Here is a 17810-nt window from a genome sequence, read left to right as displayed (position 1 = left end):
CAGAACAAGAAAAAAGAACACACAACACTCTGTATGTTCTCTCTCCATATGTGAAGTCCAATATTATACTTTGAAGTAGCTATCCAATCCTTTGAATTCTGCCGCTTTCATTTCTTTTGTAACATCAGCATAGATGTTCAGTGTAGTTGAAATATCTGAATGTCCGAGTGCGTCTTGAATAACCTTTATATTTACTCCAGCTTCACACATTCTTGTTGTAAATGTATGTCTAAGCGAGTGACAGCTAAAATGAGGAAGTAACACATCAGGTTCATCACTGTGCAAAAACTGCTCATCATTGCAATCACGGATAATTCTTCGGATTGCTTTGTTGAGTGTGGCTTGGTGCTGTACCTGACCGAAACGATTGATGAAAATAAAATCTGTATATCCGTCAATCGTGACCTCGCAATGAAGCCCTAAATCTTTCTGCTTCTGTTTCTCCTGTTCAAATGCTTCTTTCACAAAACCGAGCATTGGAACCTGCCTCATACTTGCCGGAGTCTTCGTTGTATTTACATTGAAATAACAGCCGCTTTTACTTTCCTCAGTTCTGTGGTCATAATATACAAGAGTATGATTAACATCAATCATTCCACTTTCCATATCAATATCACACCATCTCAATCCAGTTACTTCCCCCACACGAAGTCCAGTTCCTATCATTACTGCAAAGACCGGATACCAGTGTTCATATACAGGGTGGGTTTTCAGGAAATTCAGAAATAGCTCCTGCTCCGGTTTCGTCAACGCTCTACGCTTTTCCGACTGAAAACAATGTGCTTTTTTCAATTCTCTCAACACATTATCTGACGGGTTATTTCTGATGAAGTCATCATCGACAGCAATCTGTAAAACCTGATGAAGAACCGTATGTATATTATCAATCGTTGAAGGCTTCAAATTTCTTTCATCAACAAGATAATTGTAGTATTTCTTAATATCCGATTTTTTTAGCGTTGATATTCTTTTACTTCCAATCACTGGTTGAACAAAGGTATTGTACATATATTTGTAATTTTCAAAGGTATTATTCTTCAGCCCTCTTTTCATATTTGCCCAAAGGTCAAATAATTCATCAATGGTTGTGTATCGTGCTTCGGTCTTAATACCATCACATTTATCTTTCTGAATACGCTTCTCTTTTTCTCTCAGGTCATCTAAAGTTCTTGCGTAAACAAATCTTCTTTTCATCTGGCTGTCCTGCCAGCTAAATTGATAAGTACCGTCTTTTCTCTGAACCTCTCCGGTTTTCAGAACAACCCTTGATTTATCTTTTCTTTTTGTCGCCATTGTATCCTCCTAAATTCTAAACTGCTTATCTATATATTTGTCCAGTCGTTCCCTCACAATATGGATTTTATTGCCTATCCATATTGCAAAGGGACAACCTGCTTGATTAGACAACTCACGCAACTTCGTTCTTCCTATACCGGAATATGCTGCGGCTTCTTCGATTGTCAGCCACTTTCTTTCCCATATCGGTTCTTCAGCATTGCTTATGAGTTTTTCCTGATATGTTCTTACTTCGGCAAGTAAGCGTTCATCATCATTCAAGGAAAGTAAGTTTTTCAATGTATTCATCAAAAATCCTCCTCTTAATCATTCGACGATTTCCTATATGAAGAACAAATGGGCATTCTTCTTGGCTTGTCAGTTTTCTCAGTCTTTCTCTACCTATACCAGAATATTCAACTGCTTCATCAATCGTCAAATTAGACTTATGCCATATCGGCACATCATATTTTTTTCGGATAATCTTTTCTGTATCTGCCATTACGGAAGCACCTCCTTGTTTTTTTCTGCCCTTATGATAATTAAAAAATGGCGATGAGCCTATTATGCGAACCGACCCATCGCACATTTTACAAATCAGCTATATCGAATACGCATTATCAAGATATTCGTCCAGTTTTCTTCTTTTAATCAGTCGCTTACTTCCATTCCAAAGAACAAAAGGGCAAAACTCCGAGTCGGACATTTCTCTTAATTTTCTTGAGCCAATACCACAATAAGCTGCGGCTTCTTCTACTGTAAGATTGGACTTCTTCCAGATAGGAATAATGATTTTATTTTCTGTCATTGCTTCCCCTCTTTTCTTTCTTTGATGAATATCTGTCGGTAACAACATAATCCCAACCATCTCCATCACACTTATCACATCTGTCTTTTCGCTTTGCAAATGGGTCAAGTCGTCTTACGATATAGTCCGGATTGTGGATGTAATCATTCAGGCACTTCGAGCATAGACAGCGAATATTTTCTTTCCCCTCCGGCTTGTAAACCCAAAGTCCAAAAGTCTTTTTCAAAGTTGCGTTTATCTGCCTGAAAAGTTTATCGTCATCTACCGTACCTATGTATTCACGCAAATCCTCTCTATTGACTGTCCGTATCTGCTCCAAAAGAACCATTGACGGTTTCTTCAGTCCAAACTCCTCGCCGAGAATAATGTGCGATGGCAAATATCTTTTCTTGATTACACTTGTAACCGCTGCAACGATAATCGTTGGAGCATTCTGGTTATAATCGTCCGCCTGAACGACAAGCACCGGACGCTCTCCGCTTTGTACTGAACCACTGTTATCTCCAAAGTCATAGTAGAATAAATCCCCACGACAAATCATTTTTTCTTTCATATACATAACCTCACAAGAATCTAATTTTTAAAGTGTCATTCGTATCCGGAATGAAATAACCCCTTCACTCATTTGGACAAAGGGTGCTGAAATGCACACCCAAAATCAGAGATTTTCATAAAATTTGATAAAGTTTTTCTTTGCCGCTGCAATAGACTTATCTACGGAGCTGTAATATACGCCCTCCTGCTTTGCAATCGCTCTGGAACTCAGACCGCAGCACACATTCTTCATAAGGCGTTCCCTTTGAAGTGGCTGCAACATTGAAAGTGCTATCCTTGCTTTCCTGATTTCACACTGACGCAATTCTTCTCTTTCCAGTTCAAGCCTTTCTTCCTCTGCTCTTTCAAATGGGTCGTCAAACATAATGGCAAGTTCTTTATGGAACTGTGAGGACATTTCATCGTCATATCCATAGCAGTCAAGTGTGCGACTGCTTCTCTTTGCATACTTGTCCTCATTTCGGTTTGCATCGTCAATTACCTCTCCCTGTGCAATGGAAAGATGCACAAACGGAGAATATCTTTCTATAACAAGGGGATACTTCTCCCAAAGCTCTTTTACAGATAATTCCGTAATAATCGCCCATCTTTCATCTCCGGTATAACCGTTATATTCGTATTTAAGGTTTATCAGTTTACAATCCTTTGCAAATAATTCTTCTTGTTCTGTTAATGTAAGTTTGTTTGTCATTTTCGTAATCTCCTTTGAATTTTGAAAAATTGATAAGTTTCAAAATTCGGAGATTACGGGTACTCAGCTATCTGGCACTGCCAAGCGTTATAAAACATAAAAGTCCTTTCCCAAGTAAGGGAAAAGACCTAATACTGCACGAAGCATAATCGAATAAAACAGCAACAAAAAAGCACCGTCGAATCTGGACAGCAAAGAATACTTCTATTCTTCACTTATCCGGCTTCGTACGGTGCTTGGTAGTTTAGCAAATAAATTGCTTATCTCCGCTTACTCGATTAGAAATCGTTTCGATATTTACTTGTAATCTTCATCGCCTGCAATTCCTGCCATATCCGTTCCTGCGGATTCTGCGGAAATAAGCGAGATTTAAGATGTGGACATTCTTGCATTTCTGACACTTCACACTCAAATGTCCGGTTGCGTCTGAAAAAACTCTCTGTATCCTAAACCCGCAAGTCGGGCAGAGAATATCACGCTCTTTCAGGCTTTCTGCTTCTACTCTTGACAGAAGCAACCTCTTTTGTATTTCAGGTGCTACATGAGTCTGTAATCTCATTGCGAAACACCTCCCAGATTTAACTCATTGGAAATGTACTCAAGGATATTGTGATACTCAAATAGTCCCATATCTCTCAATCTGATAACCAAGGCTGTATAAGATACTCCGATATAAGCTGCCATTCTGCGGATAACTGCTTTATCCTTTGAAGTAATGGTATTATCGCCATAAACCTTTATCGGATTTGATTGATTATATTTCGCCAAGGCATTTTCAATAATTCTTCTCGGCATAAGAAGCGACGCTCCCATTGTATCTGCCTGCCACTCAACAGACGCAAACATCTGAGCCAGTTCCTCTTTGGAATAACTACGCTCACTGTCATACTCTGCATGAAAGCGTCCTTCACTCGGCATTGCATACATCTTACTCAAGATATGATGTGACGCTTCGTGTGCCATTGTAAACCTGCGACGTCCCTGCTCCTTTTCAGCAAGAAGAAATTTATCAAGTACAATGGTATCTTTCGGGAAAACAAAGGGAATAATTTTTCCGTCCTGATGTACCAGCAGTGGTGTTGCTCCATCTGCCAGAAAACCAATCCTACCTGCATCATCTTCTGCGAAAGAAGCGTATTCAATTCGTAACATAAGAAATTCTGTAATGAAATGTTCTATGTCGATGGATTGAATCACTCGATTGCTAAACTTATTAGCATAAGCTGTTATCAAGCCTTCGCTGATTTCTTCCAACTCGGCTCTTGACATATAAATACTCAAGTTGTGTCCACCTCCGACTCCACCTTGTCCGGCGGTGCAACTCCTCCGGCAAAGTTCTGTTGTATTTCCGCACTATCCAAATTGATTAGATAGCGAATTCCTTCAAGTGTTCTCATTCGTCTGTCCTCTGTTATAGTTCTTTGATGATGTGACAAGCCACACCCTGAATGCAGCATTCATCTACAATGATGTCTTTCATCTTCTTATTTTCCGGGTGGAGAATGATTTTCTTATTCTCATCATCTCGGAAGTAACGTTTCAATGTATTCTGATTATCCACAAGGGCAACTACTATATCGCCCTCATTGGCTTCTACCTGCTTTTTGACAACCACAAGGTCGCCGTCATCAATCCCCGCTTCAATCATAGACTGACCGCTTGCCCTTAATATGAAGAAATCTCCTTTGCCGAAAATAGCAGTAGGAAGTGATACATATTCTTCAATGTTTTCTTCCTCATACTGAGGACTGCCACAAGGAATAGAACCCACAATCGGTGTCTGTGTCTGTTCGCCACTATACTTACGGGTCACATTAGTACGAATCTCCTGCCCGTCGTACTCAATCATATTCTTCTCAGCCATCTCTACCAAGTATTTATATGCTGTACCTCTGGCAATGCCAACCGCTTCAGCAATCTTTGTAGTTGATGGGGATTGTCTGTTTTGCAGGTAATAATCCTCGATATACTTTTTTATCTCACTCATAAGTTCAGGACTCTTGCTTCTCATACCTGCACCTCGCTTTCTTTTCTATCGGAAGCAGATTGCTTTCGATAGTTTTATTATACCTGATACGAAAAATTTTTCAAGTAAGTTTTTCGCAAAAGAAAAGAGGTGTCGCAATTTGCTAACACCTCTCCATTCTTTAATATTGACTTCACGCTTTGTGCAGACCGTCTGCACAAATTCAAATCTGCACTATTCGCTTTCCTGCATATCCTCATCAGCTTTTGCAATCATCTGTCTGTACTGTTCTTTCACACTTTCCGGTGCAAGTATCTGTACCTTTCCATTAAAGCCAAACACCCAACCGAAAAAGGTAGGACTTGCTGATACTTCGGTCTGTACCCTGAAAGACGTCATATCATACGCAAGGGTTGTCACATCTTCTCCGAAGCGGTCAACCATTGTTTTCATCAGGCTGTTATCACACCGTAAATCCACCAGAACTTTCTCGCCTGAGAACATAAAGAAAACTTCCTTTGTGTAATTCTCAATATCAAAATCATCAGGCATAGGGATAATGTCCTTATCCAATATCTCAGGTTTTGAAGCAATACGGTCTACCCTGAAATTGATAACCTTGCTTTTCTTCTCAGAATATCCGAGAACATAATAATAGTCCCCACACCAGAGAAGTTTATACGGACTGAACTTATATACTTCGCCCTTATTCTTCAGAACCTTTTTCTTTAATCCGGTATAATCATAATACTGGAAAGAAATCTGCTTACCTGCATTGATGGCATCATTTATAGCGTCGATGATGTAATATATCTGTTCATTATCCGGCTTAATACGATTGACCACGTAATTGTTACGCTTCAGCTTTACCACCTGCCCCGGACTGGTCATCGTATGTATCTTCTCAATCAGCGTTTCGCTTTTCTTCTTTGTAATAAACTTCGATGACTCTACTGCGTCTATCAGCAGTTTTAGTTCCGGCAATTCAAATTTGCGGCTGGCTACAAAGTATTTGCTCTGAGTAGAATGGATAGTAACAATGTCCATTCCAAACTCCTGAAGTGCTGCAATGTCTTTTGTGACTGTAGTTCTATGTGCAGATATTCCGTACTCATCATTCAATATATTGATTAACTGTGTTGTGGAAAGAGGATTTTCTTCATCGGTTCTTTCCAATAAAATCTTTTGTAGGTATAAAATTCTTGGCTTTGTTTCCATAGCCTGCCCTTTCTAAAATAATTACTCTGCTCTTGTGTCCGCTAAGTACATTCCCCAATCCTTTAATTCTTCTGGCAAATCATACACCGATTTTCCTTTATAATCACATCTTTCAGCCTGTCCCGGTGTTTCATCAGAAAATGTATCCCATGCTGTAATTAGACTTTCTACTTTTTCAATTCCATGAGCTTCAAAAAACTCATTATAGTTCGACAACTGCTGACTATAAATCGTTACCACGTTATATTTATCAAGCATGATTTCGTCCTGACTCTCATGACAGCCAAATCCAAATCTGTTCATGCCGTCATTGATAAGAAGTTCTCCGTATCTTTCCAATAATACAAGACATTCTTCCTGTGAACACCCATCTATATAATAAACATCTTTATGTGTTTCCTCTAATATTCCCGGAGCAACTGGATTTTCTCTGTCACACGTAACTGGTAATTCTAAAATAAAAAATAATGGTTCATCATGCATTACAATGAAATGCTGGAATACTTCTTTTATCTTTTCTACATCAACATTAGCCATTAACGTCACGTCATCTGTCACTTCGTATTCCTCATTCAATCTTTCCGGCTCATATATTTTATATCCCTTAGCAAGATTTAGCATCTGCACTTCTCCTTCAGTATTTAAATTTTATTTTGTGGTCTATTTTACCACGAACTATTTATAGCTATACAAAAGTGCTTCTTCAACAGCATTTAAAATATCTATTTTAAATTCCTTCTTTTTCATATTTAATGCACTAAGCATTTTTTTATTTCCTTTAAAAGTCTTATATAACAATCTTTTATCGTTATCATCTAAATCTATTTTATAAAGAAGATTAGCAAACGATATAATCAATGTCTTGAAATCATTACACAATGCTTTATCTGTTTTCCTTCCTTTCCAAGAAATAAACTTTTCAAAATCTTCATTTCCATATTTAGGCTGCAATCCAAGTATTGGATTAACCAATAATTGTGTAGATGACAACATTAGATTAACATACGCCCCAAGTTCATACTGCTGTGCTTCTGTCATTGCATCATAATCTGTGCCAAAACTCTTTACCTTTACAATCGCATCTCTTAACAATTTGCTTTCTTCATCAATTCTTGTAATTCGTTCACTCAATTCAACAACTGCAAGTTTATATGATTTGACATCACGTTTGCTAATCAGTGTAAAAATTTCTTCGATTCTTTTTTTCTTACTTGATGACCGCCAAAACATAATTCCACTCGCTACAAGTGCAACGCCTGCAATAGCCCACCCTACTGGTCCCGCAAGGGTTAGAAAAGCTTCTCCAGCTGCCATTCCACCACCACCTGCTGCAAGTGCTCCACCACCAAGCCAAGCTAAAGCTGCATTTGTTGCAGCCGCCCCGCTTAATGTTGAAATTGCCGTTCCTGTTGAAGCAACTCCAAAAGTAGTTGCAATTCCCATAGCTGCTGTCGGACCCATTGCTGCAACAGCAACACCGGCACTTACTCCGGCTGCTCCTGCTCCTGCATTTTTTACCGCTGCTGCTTTATAATCACTTTCTATTTTCTCAGCTTGTTGTTTCCAATTCAATCTGATTTTTTTTAATTTTTCACACTCTATTTTCTTTTCACTTGGTATATTCCGAATCTCATCAAATAACTTTTGAATGTTATTTAATTCAATGCATAAATTGTTTGAATGTTTTCCAAGTTCTTCAATTTTTTTGTTCGTTTCATTTATCGCTGCTTGTGCTTCGTCTTGTGCTTGCTGTAATTTAGATTTCTTCTTACTCATTTCAATGAACCTCCTCGGAAATAGCAATCTATGTCTGCCTTTGATTTTATTCTTTCATTTTCAGGCACATTTCGTAATTTTGCCAATTCAACTGATTTGTTAAAAGACTCTTTATATGCATTACTTGATTTAAAATCGCTAACAAAAGTCATCAACAATTTATCATCATATGTCTTGGATAGAATTTTCAATCCTTCCATATAATCATCTATAATCACTTTTTCTCTTTTCATGAATATAGCTTCATTATTGGCTTTACTACGCTGTATTCCTCGTTTTGCTTCTCCATAAAGAGAGATTGTCAACCGACCAACACCGACTATATTCAATCGCATAAAGAATTCGACAACATTGAAACTTCCTATTCCTTTTTCAAATCCTCTAATTGTTGCATCGCCAATATCTATTATACAAAATGTCCCATGTGCAACTGTCAGCATACGCTTTACAGTTGCATTCGAAAATGGTTCACACGATTTCCAAAGTAATCCCCAACTCCTATCTTTTTTAGGTACAGATATATAATATCCAATCAGGCGTCTTATTGAATATAACAATCTTACGACCATTTCATTGATAAAAACTGGTATTGCCTGAGTAGTTTGAAATCTTACATCGTATCCCTTTTCAAATAACTTCAAAGCAAGCTCATTTACGGATTTATCAAATTCAGTCACTGGAATATTTAGTTTTGCCTTAATTGCAATTACATCATTACTCCAAGCCCATATTGGAGATGGTATTCCCATTCCTCTGCCTTTACTACTTGACGAACCAGATACATCTGAAATCAAATGACCAATCCAATTTGCAATACCGCAAAATAGTTTACTTGGTATGTTTTTTCCTTGAAGTTCAAATTTCCCATCTGAATTATTTAACGAAATCAATTCTCCATTTGATACGAAATCTGAAGTATTTGTAAACTGATTAAGGATGGAAAAAAACAAACCTAAAAGTGTTGGATTATGTCCCAACGATTTAAAATGATGGTTTGATGGAGTCAAATCAATCAACTCACGAAATATTCCTCCACCAACACTTTGGTCATATGGGATTTTAAATTTCTTCTCCAAAAATTTTATTGCTGATGATAAAGAATTCTTGTCCCCCGTATATCCACATATTTTTGCAAAGTCTATTGTTCTATTTGCAAACCATTTATCTGTTATATCCCCTAATGGTGACTCTCCTGGTTTACCCACAAGAAAAACATCAATTATTCCACATAACGCACCCGAACTTGCAGACAATATATAATCCAACTTATCACATTCTGGAGTCAACAGCCTTATTGTTTCAAGTGTTTCATTAAGCTTATCTTCCAAATCTTTCAGTTCTTTATTTGCATCAATAATTGCATCTGATATTGTGTTTGGAAATATACATCTATCATTTTCTATATTTAATTCAAATAAAACAGCTTTATTATTTTCCAAATCAATTCCCTGTACCTTTCCAAATGAAACATATTTTTCGCATTCTATGCTCTTATTTTAGCAAGCCATTCTTCTGCAAGTAATTGATAAAGCAATCAATCATCTTTTTATATCGGTCAATAATATCATTCTCCGTAAAGTCAGTCGATGTAGCTGTCAGGTCAAGAAGTTCAACAACACCTGTTCCCTCTTTTACCTGACCCTTACTGTTCGTAAATCCCTCATAATACTTCTTCTTATCAGCAAAACGATAATCAGAAGCACGAATGTTGATTCTTTTCTCAAGTAATGCTTTATTGCCCAATGACTCTACATTCCGAGCATCTGTTAATGAATTTTCTTTCTCGTTCCTATTCCGAGCATAAATATGTTCAATCTCAAAAGTAGTTTCAAGTGAAAGTAGTGGCTGTTTATCATTCTGATATGCCCACCAAGCTATCATTGCTTTTGTAATTGGGCGTGCATTATTGAAGCTGAAATTATCAAATATACTTCTTATAGTATCCGCATCGAACTTGTATTTTGAAAATTCAACAGGCTTATCATTTACGATATTTACCATCTCAGCATACACCGGGGTTCTAAGTGCATTTACGCCCGGATTTGTAATAGCATATGTCCATATAAATCCAGTTATCTTTTGCAAGAATGTATAGAACTTCTCATCATCAAGCAAACCTTCATCATCTTTATTTTGCATAAAATATACGGATACAAAATATGTCCACATTCCGTTTGGAGCATAGTTCAATACAAAAAATCGCTTCAAAACTCTATTTGAAAATCTTTCGGTATCTTGATTGGAAACATCTTCCCAAAATTCAGCCAATACAATCAATTCCGTTAATGTATTAGTGTCTTTCAAAAGGGCATAAGAATTTTTCTCATAAAATTTTCTTAAAGCTTCTGTTGTAGATGATACAATCCCCATTTTTGCACGGACAAAATACATATATCGTGTAAACAATTCGTCCATCGGTGTACCAGAAATCGGATGGAATATTCTCTCACAAAGTTCTTCGAGCTTTTTCCATTGAGCAATAAATTCTTCTTTTTTACCCAATTTAGAAAAATGCTTATAAAACTGTGCCTTAAAAATATCCGCATCAGACAGCGGCTTTCCTCTATCATTAAGCGTTGAAAAAATACGCAACGCTGTATCCTGCGACTCAGCTTCAATCGGAAGGAGAATACAGTTATTCATAATACGGGTAGGTAAATAAGCAAAGTAAGTAGGATATTTGGACAAAAATTCATCAATATTATTCTGAAAGAATCTGAAGTTGCAAGCATATTTGCTTTTCATTTCTTTATTGACAATTCCTGTTCTTAATATTTCAAGAAATTCTTCCTTGTCATTATCAGTAGCAACCTCAGAGTCTATCTTGAGCTGTGACATATCAGGCTCCCCAAATTCATCAGTTTTCCATAAACACTTTTCAATATTCTGCTTTGTTGATATAGAAGCCTTGTCCTGCATATGACCGAACTTAGAATAAAACGCTCTTAAAAGCAGCATAAGAGTTGTCAATCTCTGCTGTCCATCAATAACCTCTAATTTATCCTCATTTCTGAAAGTTACAATCGGACCGAGGAAATACTCGCTATTACTATCAAATTCTGTCTTTCCTTCATCAGGAATAGCAAATGAGAATATATCATCCCAAAGCGTTCTGCATTCAGCTTCGCCCCAAGCATAAGGTCTTTGATAATCTGGTATTAAAAAATCCGATTTTTTACTCTGAAATAAATCTTTTATTGTTTTTTGGTCAACATTTAATTTTGACATAACCCAATTCCTTTCTCTTCTAAGTTCTATCTTCTGAAAATTACTCCTGATACAATCAGTTTTTAATTCGCATATTTCTTGAAGTTCTCTGCCTGCTCAAGAACTTCCTTGTAAACATCATCAATGGTTACTGGCGGATAGCCGAACTCATCAAGTAGCAATATCAAATCCACTTGCAAGTTTGCCTTAATATCATCACGGGCAGACCAATCGGTATAGCGTGACTTATCATCAACAATCAGCTTTATCCTCTTGGATAATTCAATCATTTTATCGTCCGGATATTCAAACTCAAATTTCTTGGAAACTGCTTTCAAAATATCATAGAAAGCCTTTTCTTCATAATCTATACCCATATTCTTGAAGGAGTTCTTTTCTGTTTTCAGTTCAGACAATAACTGTGCAAGTTGCTCCGCAACATCATCAAGGACTTCGTTGGCATACGCTTCATCACGACGTCGGTTATTATACTCATCAACAACTTTCTTGAGTCTGTCTGCAAATTCCACACCCATAATCTTATTGACTTTCTTAAACTCGTCAATCGCCTGAGAAAGAAGTCTTTGAAGTATCTTGATTTTCGTATTCGGCAACTGAATAGCATTTATCTTATCCATATACTCATCGCTAAAAATATCCACCGATATATGCTTTCCGGTTTCAAATAATTCCTCAATACCATCGGATTGAATTGCACCCTCAAGCATTTTGCGGACACGAGCGTTCATCTGCTCAATATCCGGTGCGTCGCCCTTTGTCAACTTGAAAAGGATAGAACGGACAGCACAATAAAAATGGATATAATCCTTATCTTCATCGGAGAATTTCTCACTTGAACTACAAAGGTTAAATGCCTGTTTCATTCTCTTGACTGCTGCCATGAATCTTCTTTCCAGTTCTTCAGACAACTGCACATACTCAACCGCACGGTTCAGGCAGGCAAGCTGTTCGGTAGGCGAACCATTGAAGAAATCACTGCTGTTAAAGTTATGGAACATCTGACCAAGAACTTCTAACTGGTCTTTTACAATCGTGATAGACTGCTCCACACCTTCAAATTCTTCGCTCTCAAAATTCGTATATTTCTTAAGGGCAGTGTTCATATTTTTCTTGATACCTATATAATCAACAATCAAACCTTTATCTTTGCCCTCGCATACACGATTTACACGGGAAATCGTCTGAATAAGGGTATGCTGCTGAATAGGCTTATCAATGTAAATCGTATCAAGCTCCGGCACATCAAAACCAGTCAGCCACATATCTACAACAATGGCAATCTTAAAGTTTGACTTCGGATTTTTAAACTGACGGTCAAATTCTTTCCTATCCTCTTTTGTGCCAAGCATATCAAAGAGGTCTTTTTCATCATCTTTATTACGAGTCATAACCAACTTGATTTTTTCCATTGGCTTCAACTCTTTTTTATCTTTCTCACTCAGAACAACACCGTCATCACAAATCTTCTTTTCTGTCCATTCCGGTCTGAGTTCCTTTACTATCTTATAGAAATCGTATGCTATGTTTCGGTTGGAACATACAAACATTGCTTTGCCTGCTACGGTTGCACCTTCTACCACACGGGTTTCATAATGCTTGATAAAGTCCTCCGCAACAGCACGAAGTCTGTCAGGGTCGCCAATAATAACTTCCATTTTGGCAACTGCTTTCTGGCTTTCTTCTACTTGATGTTCATTTGCCCCCTCAAGCTCACACTGTGCATAATATTCTTCAATCTGTCTTACCTTGTCCTGATTAAGCATAACTTTAGCTGCACGACCATCGTAAACAAGATTAACTGTAATACCGTCCTTAACAGCTTCCGTCATTGTATATGCGTCTACAACACCGCCAAAGACTTCGATTGTTCCATCAACCGGAGTTCCAGTAAATCCTACATAAGTTGCATTTGGTAAAGAGTCGTGCAGATACTTGGCAAAGCCATAGGTTTTCTGAACGCCGGAATCTGTAATCTTAACCTTCTGGTCGAGATTGATTTGGCTTCTGTGTGCTTCATCAGAAATACAAATAACGTTCGTTCTGTCTGTAAGAAGCTGCAAATCCTCTGTAAATTTCTGAATGGTAGTCAGATAAACACCGCCACTCTCTCGTCCTTGAAGCTCCTCACGAAGTTTCTCACGGGATTCAATGCTTACAACAGTTTCATCTCCGATATATTTCTTTGAACCTACAAACTGTTTGGAAAGCTGGTCGTCAAGGTCTGTTCTGTCTGTAATAATGAGAATAGTCGGGGAAGAAAAGTATTTGCTTTTCATCAGCATACGGGTAAGGAAAAGCATTGTATAACTCTTACCGCACCCTGTCGCTCCGAAGTATGTACCACCTTTACCATCTCCTTCAGGACGAAGATGAGCCTTGATATTCTCATACAATTTATTTGCCGCAAAAAACTGTGGATAACGGCACACTATCTTCAAATCCTTATCTGAGTTATCCGGAAAATAAATAAAATCTTTGATAACTTCAAGTAAACGGTCTTTTCGGAAAAGTCCCTTTATCATTGTTACAAGAGAATTGATACCGTCCAGTTCTTTATCGTCTGAGTTTATCTTTCTCCACGCATAGAAGAAATCATACGGGCTGAAGAAAGAACCGTATTTATTGTTTGCTCCGTCACTGATAACAACAAACGCATTGTATTTGAAAATCTCCGGAATATCTCTACGGTAACGGATTGTAAGCTGCTTATATGCGTCCATTATGGTCGTATTTTCTTGTACCGCACTCTTAAATTCAAGAACAACAACAGGAATACCATTTACGAATACAATACCATCAGGAATACGCAACTGATTATTTACGCCTTCAATTTCAAACTGATTAACCACTTTGAAGATATTGTTTTCGGGAGTGTCGAAATCAATAAGTTCAATATATAGGTCTTTCTGCGTTCTATCCTCACGGTTAAGAATAAAGCCATCGCAAAGCAACTTGAATACAGCTTTATTTGCTTCATAAATCGTACCAGAAATATTACGCAGCATTAGAATGACACTATCCACCTCACTCGGTGTGATACCGTCTTTCGCATAGCGATTATAAAGGTATTGCTTCAGGTCGTCCGTAAGCAGAACCTCCGTCCTTTCTCTGTGTATCTGGTCGCCGCTGACATAGGTGTATCCCTCGTCTTTGAACAACTCCATTATTGACATTTCCAATGCGTGTTCATTAAAATTTGCCATTGCGTTCACTCCTTTTGCGTTAGCATTTCTTTCTTTTTCTCTTATTTTCGTCAGCACTCACATAGTAAGTATTATAAAGCTGTTGTATTACCTCATAATACTTATCCTCAAATGTTTCAGCTTGTGCATCTGTATATTCCAATGGTTTTTGATTTATTTCTTCATCAGGTTTCCTATTTCTTATTACAATAGCAATATCTTCAATCAATTCCATTAACCACATACACACTTTTTCTTCTTCGCAATTTGCAAGATTTTGAGAATTCCATACATAATCCATTGGTGGAATAGGAACATCTTCATTAAATTCCATTTTCTTGTCAATATAGTAATAAAAATACTCATCTACATATTCTCCGACAGAGAGTTGATTTATATTGAAAGTTCTTCTGAATTTATTGTTCTTATTTATGGGTTCAAACACGCTTGGCGTACCATTCCACTGCAAATCACGGTATCTCTCATAGCTTCTATGAAAATACTTTGCTCCATCATACAGGTAATCTCTACCTAAATTATATTGCTCAATATCCTTCTCCAAATCCATTATACATTTCTGTACCCAACGAATTCCTTGTATTGAATTACTTTTATATCCTGCTTGATGCAATATTTCATTCTGAAGTTCTTCCGTACAACGGCAATATTCCGTATAAATCTTTCTGGAATGTCTTTCAAGTGGATGCACATTAGCAGCTACAACACACCACGGTAAATAATCTCTCTCAGGCTCATTATCAATTAAAAACAAACGTGCTTTCGTTTCTAATTCTTTCTGTTCCTTTTCATCTTGTAGCTTTTGAATTTCTTTTTCGTGTCGTGTTTGTAACCAATATATCAAAAACGAAACAGCTATTGTTGCCACTAATGACAATATTCCAATGACTATTTGAATTATTTCTGCTGTTGTCATATATACCACCTCCGTTAAATGATAATTTAGAAGCACAAGCAAATGCTATATTTTCATCATCAGCACCAGATTTTACAGATTTACAACCAATCCATAACTTTGGAACGGTTATTACTGGAAAAACACCACCAACATCAGTTGCTGAATATTATGGTAATGATATTCCGTTTATAAAAACACCGGATATGCACGGAAATGTATATATTACCAGTTCTGAATGTTCACTTTCAAAAGCGGGAGCTGATAGTCAGAAAAATAAATATATTCCTGAAAATACGGTTGTTGTTGCTTGCATTGGTGCAAATGCTGGTGAGGTGGCATTAACATCATATATTGCACAAACAAACCAACAGATAAATGCGATAATTTCAAAATATCCGTGTTTCTTATATTTTTCGATAAAAGCTCATACCGTAGAATTAAGAACATTAGGCGAGGGAAGCTCAACAATGATAAACATTAACAAAACATCTTTTGAAAATTATGAGATTCCAACACCTTCAGATAATACATTGCAGCAACTTGAACATAAGCTAAATATAATATTTTCAGCAATACTTCATAATTTACAGGAAATAGATAGGCTTAATGAAACAAAGGACTTGTTGGTAACCCAGTTAAGCCGCTAAATTATCATTTATCCTCTGCTTCAATGCAATTCTGTCTGTAACAATCTTATATGCATTCACAATCTTTTGCTGTTTTTCGATAGACGGTACTGGCAATTTCATTTTTGCAAATTCTTCCCACGGCATACTACCACGCACACCACCAACCGCAATAAAGGCAGCTTCTCTATCAAATTCTGGTCTTTTGAACCACATTTCCAAATAATCTGGCAGAATAATATTCTTATCTTTTACTCTAAAAATAGGATATGCAGGCGACATTATTGCTTCTTCATATTCCTCTAATCTTGCAACCGGTATTTTTCCATCACGACTGACCTGCATTAAACTTACTGCAAAGTCATTTTTACGGATTATCTTATACTTTGAAAGGTCTGTTCCATTTGTATTTGCAACAGATTTAATGAAACATTTATCAATACTTACACCTATCAGTTCTGAAACCGTTCCATCACTATTTCTTTCATCTACCCTTGTTACAAGTTCCTCAATGGTTTTATACATATCTTTTCCGCCTTATCCTATATATTTTCTGTGAGCAATTTTCACATTGCTCTGCTTAACCATTGCATATTGCAATGTCGTATCTATTCTTCTATGCCCCAAGAGCTGCTGAAGCTGCTCTATTGGCATTCCTTTGTCTATCGCCATTGTCGCAAGCGTTCGCCTGAATTTATGAGGGTGTACCTTATTCAGTCCCAAGCGCTTTCCAAGCTGTCGTAATCGCACTTCAATACCACCGATATTCATTCGATTATACGGCGATTGTAATGATACAAAAAGTGCCGGATTATCGTCCTTTCGGCTACTTAAGTAATTCTGCAAATGTATTTTTGTTCTTGCATCAAAATATACTATTCGTTCCTTATCACCTTTGCCGAAAACAACACATTCTCTTTCGTTAAAATCTATATCCTCACGATTTAGCAACACCATTTCTCCGACACGCATACCCGTTGAAGCAAGCATATCAATCATTGCCAAGTCCCTAAGTTCCGAGCAATTATCCCTCATCAATTCAAGTGCTTCATCTGAATAAGTTTCCTTGATGTTCGTTCCGGTCTTAACCTTATGTATTCGCCTGACTGGACTTTTCAAAATATAATCCTCGTCCTCAAGCCAAGAGAAAAAACTGGAAAGTATTCGTCTTATATTATCTATCGTAACTTTACTGGATTTTTTCTTAGCCTGATACTCGGTCAAATAACAACGAATATCATCGGTTACAATGTATTTAATTCCTTTTCCAATGCCATCAAGCATTGACTGTATCGTTGCATTATAGTATTTCAAGGTTTTCTCAGAACAGCCTTCAATACGCTTTGCCGATAAGAAAGACTCTACTAAATTCTGTTCTGAAAGTTCCTTATCTTTTTCCGTCTTTGTTACCTCATAATCAAAAAGTGTATGTTGTAATACCTCTTGCAATCTTTCTGTCTGTGCGTTATTCAAGTAAGGTAACATTCCTTGAATAACATCTGTGATTAGGTTCTGTTTCATAGTCAATTCTCCTTTTGTTTTTTAAGAGAACGACTACCAGTGGCAGTC

Annotated in this window: 19 protein-coding genes; 1 reads left to right on the top strand and 18 read right to left on the bottom strand. The window is 37.2% G+C overall.

Going from position 1 to position 17810, the window contains the following annotated elements; all coding sequences use genetic code 11:
- Positions 1–63: 63 nt before the first annotated feature.
- From ACZ5C4_RS04040 to ACZ5C4_RS03965, 16 genes are all read right to left on the bottom strand, one after another.
- Complete coding sequence (locus ACZ5C4_RS04040; protein ID WP_464519873.1) at positions 64–1293, bottom strand: tyrosine-type recombinase/integrase; 1230 nt, start codon at positions 1291–1293, stop codon at positions 64–66.
- Positions 1294–1302: 9 nt separating this feature from the next.
- Entirely contained in the window at positions 1303–1584 is a 282-nt protein-coding gene (locus ACZ5C4_RS04035; RefSeq protein WP_023920548.1) for an excisionase, read from the bottom strand.
- Positions 1550–1777: an excisionase gene (locus tag ACZ5C4_RS04030; RefSeq protein ID WP_002594705.1), complete on the bottom strand. Its 228-nt coding sequence runs from the start codon at positions 1775–1777 to the stop codon at positions 1550–1552. The genes ACZ5C4_RS04035 and ACZ5C4_RS04030 overlap by 35 nt, the downstream gene beginning before the upstream one ends.
- Before the next feature lie 99 nt (positions 1778–1876).
- Positions 1877–2083: an excisionase gene (locus tag ACZ5C4_RS04025; RefSeq protein ID WP_002594704.1), complete on the bottom strand. Its 207-nt coding sequence runs from the start codon at positions 2081–2083 to the stop codon at positions 1877–1879.
- Positions 2070–2636 carry a type II toxin-antitoxin system PemK/MazF family toxin gene (locus ACZ5C4_RS04020; RefSeq protein WP_464519872.1) on the bottom strand — a complete coding sequence of 189 codons (567 nt, stop codon included), beginning with the start codon at positions 2634–2636 and terminating at the stop codon, positions 2070–2072. Before ACZ5C4_RS04020 ends, ACZ5C4_RS04025 begins: the two co-directional genes overlap by 14 nt.
- A 105-nt stretch (positions 2637–2741) precedes the next feature.
- Positions 2742–3329 carry a hypothetical protein gene (locus ACZ5C4_RS04015; RefSeq protein ID WP_024853351.1) on the bottom strand — a complete coding sequence of 196 codons (588 nt, stop codon included), beginning with the start codon at positions 3327–3329 and terminating at the stop codon, positions 2742–2744.
- A gap of 310 nt (positions 3330–3639) precedes the next feature.
- On the bottom strand, positions 3640–3888 hold the full coding sequence (locus tag ACZ5C4_RS04010) for a hypothetical protein (RefSeq protein ID WP_464519871.1): 249 nt from the start codon (positions 3886–3888) through the stop codon (positions 3640–3642).
- Positions 3885–4610 carry an ImmA/IrrE family metallo-endopeptidase gene (locus ACZ5C4_RS04005; RefSeq protein ID WP_008789352.1) on the bottom strand — a complete coding sequence of 242 codons (726 nt, stop codon included), beginning with the start codon at positions 4608–4610 and terminating at the stop codon, positions 3885–3887. Before ACZ5C4_RS04005 ends, ACZ5C4_RS04010 begins: the two co-directional genes overlap by 4 nt.
- A gap of 130 nt (positions 4611–4740) precedes the next feature.
- Positions 4741–5316 carry a transcriptional repressor LexA gene (lexA, locus tag ACZ5C4_RS04000; protein ID WP_015530046.1) on the bottom strand — a complete coding sequence of 192 codons (576 nt, stop codon included), beginning with the start codon at positions 5314–5316 and terminating at the stop codon, positions 4741–4743.
- A gap of 213 nt (positions 5317–5529) precedes the next feature.
- The gene (locus ACZ5C4_RS03995) at positions 5530–6513 is read right to left on the bottom strand and encodes a helix-turn-helix transcriptional regulator (RefSeq protein ID WP_464519870.1); all 984 of its coding nucleotides are present in this window, start codon (positions 6511–6513) and stop codon (positions 5530–5532) included.
- Positions 6514–6534: 21 nt separating this feature from the next.
- Entirely contained in the window at positions 6535–7134 is a 600-nt protein-coding gene (locus ACZ5C4_RS03990; protein WP_412229154.1) for a hypothetical protein, read from the bottom strand.
- A gap of 54 nt (positions 7135–7188) precedes the next feature.
- Positions 7189–8289 carry a hypothetical protein gene (locus ACZ5C4_RS03985; protein ID WP_443725024.1) on the bottom strand — a complete coding sequence of 367 codons (1101 nt, stop codon included), beginning with the start codon at positions 8287–8289 and terminating at the stop codon, positions 7189–7191.
- A complete protein-coding gene (locus tag ACZ5C4_RS03980; RefSeq protein WP_412229156.1) occupies positions 8286–9728 on the bottom strand; it encodes a hypothetical protein in 1443 nt (480 codons plus the stop codon). The genes ACZ5C4_RS03985 and ACZ5C4_RS03980 overlap by 4 nt, the downstream gene beginning before the upstream one ends.
- A gap of 52 nt (positions 9729–9780) precedes the next feature.
- Positions 9781–11517, bottom strand: a complete 1737-nt coding sequence (locus ACZ5C4_RS03975; protein ID WP_412229158.1) for a DUF262 domain-containing protein — start codon at positions 11515–11517, stop codon at positions 9781–9783.
- Between the two features lie 62 nt (positions 11518–11579).
- The gene (locus ACZ5C4_RS03970; protein ID WP_464519869.1) at positions 11580–14720 is read right to left on the bottom strand and encodes a type I restriction endonuclease subunit R; all 3141 of its coding nucleotides are present in this window, start codon (positions 14718–14720) and stop codon (positions 11580–11582) included.
- 19 nt (positions 14721–14739) lie between these two features.
- Positions 14740–15633 (bottom strand): hypothetical protein, encoded by an 894-nt coding sequence (locus ACZ5C4_RS03965; protein WP_196376403.1) that lies wholly within the window; start codon positions 15631–15633, stop codon positions 14740–14742.
- Here ACZ5C4_RS03965 and ACZ5C4_RS03960 point away from each other — a divergent pair.
- Positions 15627–16262 (top strand): restriction endonuclease subunit S, encoded by a 636-nt coding sequence (locus tag ACZ5C4_RS03960; RefSeq protein ID WP_196376404.1) that lies wholly within the window; start codon positions 15627–15629, stop codon positions 16260–16262. The genes ACZ5C4_RS03965 and ACZ5C4_RS03960 overlap by 7 nt on opposite strands.
- Here the strand turns inward: ACZ5C4_RS03960 and ACZ5C4_RS03955 are convergent.
- Together ACZ5C4_RS03955 and xerA are read right to left on the bottom strand one after the other, a co-directional pair.
- Complete coding sequence (locus ACZ5C4_RS03955; protein ID WP_196376405.1) at positions 16251–16766, bottom strand: restriction endonuclease subunit S; 516 nt, start codon at positions 16764–16766, stop codon at positions 16251–16253. The two genes, ACZ5C4_RS03960 and ACZ5C4_RS03955, sit on opposite strands and share 12 nt — an antisense overlap.
- Positions 16767–16778: 12 nt before the next feature.
- The gene (gene xerA, locus ACZ5C4_RS03950; protein WP_237972425.1) at positions 16779–17762 is read right to left on the bottom strand and encodes a site-specific tyrosine recombinase/integron integrase; all 984 of its coding nucleotides are present in this window, start codon (positions 17760–17762) and stop codon (positions 16779–16781) included.
- Positions 17763–17810: the final 48 nt, after the last annotated feature.

This window comes from Mediterraneibacter flintii, from assembly GCF_055387595.1.
This window is presented reverse-complemented; position numbering and strand designations above follow the sequence as displayed.

What these genes read in the sequence shown, in the direction of transcription:
- lexA (WP_015530046.1), bottom strand. Translation starts at nt 5,316, where the DNA reads ATGAGTGAGATAAAAAAGTATATCGAGGATTATTACCTGCAAAACAGA.
- ACZ5C4_RS03985 (WP_443725024.1), bottom strand. Translation starts at nt 8,289, where the DNA reads ATGAGTAAGAAGAAATCTAAATTACAGCAAGCACAAGACGAAGCACAA.
- ACZ5C4_RS04040 (WP_464519873.1), bottom strand. Translation starts at nt 1,293, where the DNA reads ATGGCGACAAAAAGAAAAGATAAATCAAGGGTTGTTCTGAAAACCGGA.
- ACZ5C4_RS04015 (WP_024853351.1), bottom strand. Translation starts at nt 3,329, where the DNA reads ATGACAAACAAACTTACATTAACAGAACAAGAAGAATTATTTGCAAAG.
- ACZ5C4_RS03965 (WP_196376403.1), bottom strand. Translation starts at nt 15,633, where the DNA reads ATGACAACAGCAGAAATAATTCAAATAGTCATTGGAATATTGTCATTA.
- ACZ5C4_RS04020 (WP_464519872.1), bottom strand. Translation starts at nt 2,636, where the DNA reads ATGAAAGAAAAAATGATTTGTCGTGGGGATTTATTCTACTATGACTTT.
- ACZ5C4_RS04035 (WP_023920548.1), bottom strand. Translation starts at nt 1,584, where the DNA reads ATGAATACATTGAAAAACTTACTTTCCTTGAATGATGATGAACGCTTA.
- ACZ5C4_RS03995 (WP_464519870.1), bottom strand. Translation starts at nt 6,513, where the DNA reads ATGGAAACAAAGCCAAGAATTTTATACCTACAAAAGATTTTATTGGAA.
- ACZ5C4_RS04010 (WP_464519871.1), bottom strand. Translation starts at nt 3,888, where the DNA reads ATGAGATTACAGACTCATGTAGCACCTGAAATACAAAAGAGGTTGCTT.
- ACZ5C4_RS04030 (WP_002594705.1), bottom strand. Translation starts at nt 1,777, where the DNA reads ATGGCAGATACAGAAAAGATTATCCGAAAAAAATATGATGTGCCGATA.
- xerA (WP_237972425.1), bottom strand. Translation starts at nt 17,762, where the DNA reads ATGAAACAGAACCTAATCACAGATGTTATTCAAGGAATGTTACCTTAC.
- ACZ5C4_RS03970 (WP_464519869.1), bottom strand. Translation starts at nt 14,720, where the DNA reads ATGGCAAATTTTAATGAACACGCATTGGAAATGTCAATAATGGAGTTG.
- ACZ5C4_RS03990 (WP_412229154.1), bottom strand. Translation starts at nt 7,134, where the DNA reads ATGCTAAATCTTGCTAAGGGATATAAAATATATGAGCCGGAAAGATTG.
- ACZ5C4_RS03955 (WP_196376405.1), bottom strand. Translation starts at nt 16,766, where the DNA reads ATGTATAAAACCATTGAGGAACTTGTAACAAGGGTAGATGAAAGAAAT.
- ACZ5C4_RS03975 (WP_412229158.1), bottom strand. Translation starts at nt 11,517, where the DNA reads ATGTCAAAATTAAATGTTGACCAAAAAACAATAAAAGATTTATTTCAG.
- ACZ5C4_RS04025 (WP_002594704.1), bottom strand. Translation starts at nt 2,083, where the DNA reads ATGACAGAAAATAAAATCATTATTCCTATCTGGAAGAAGTCCAATCTT.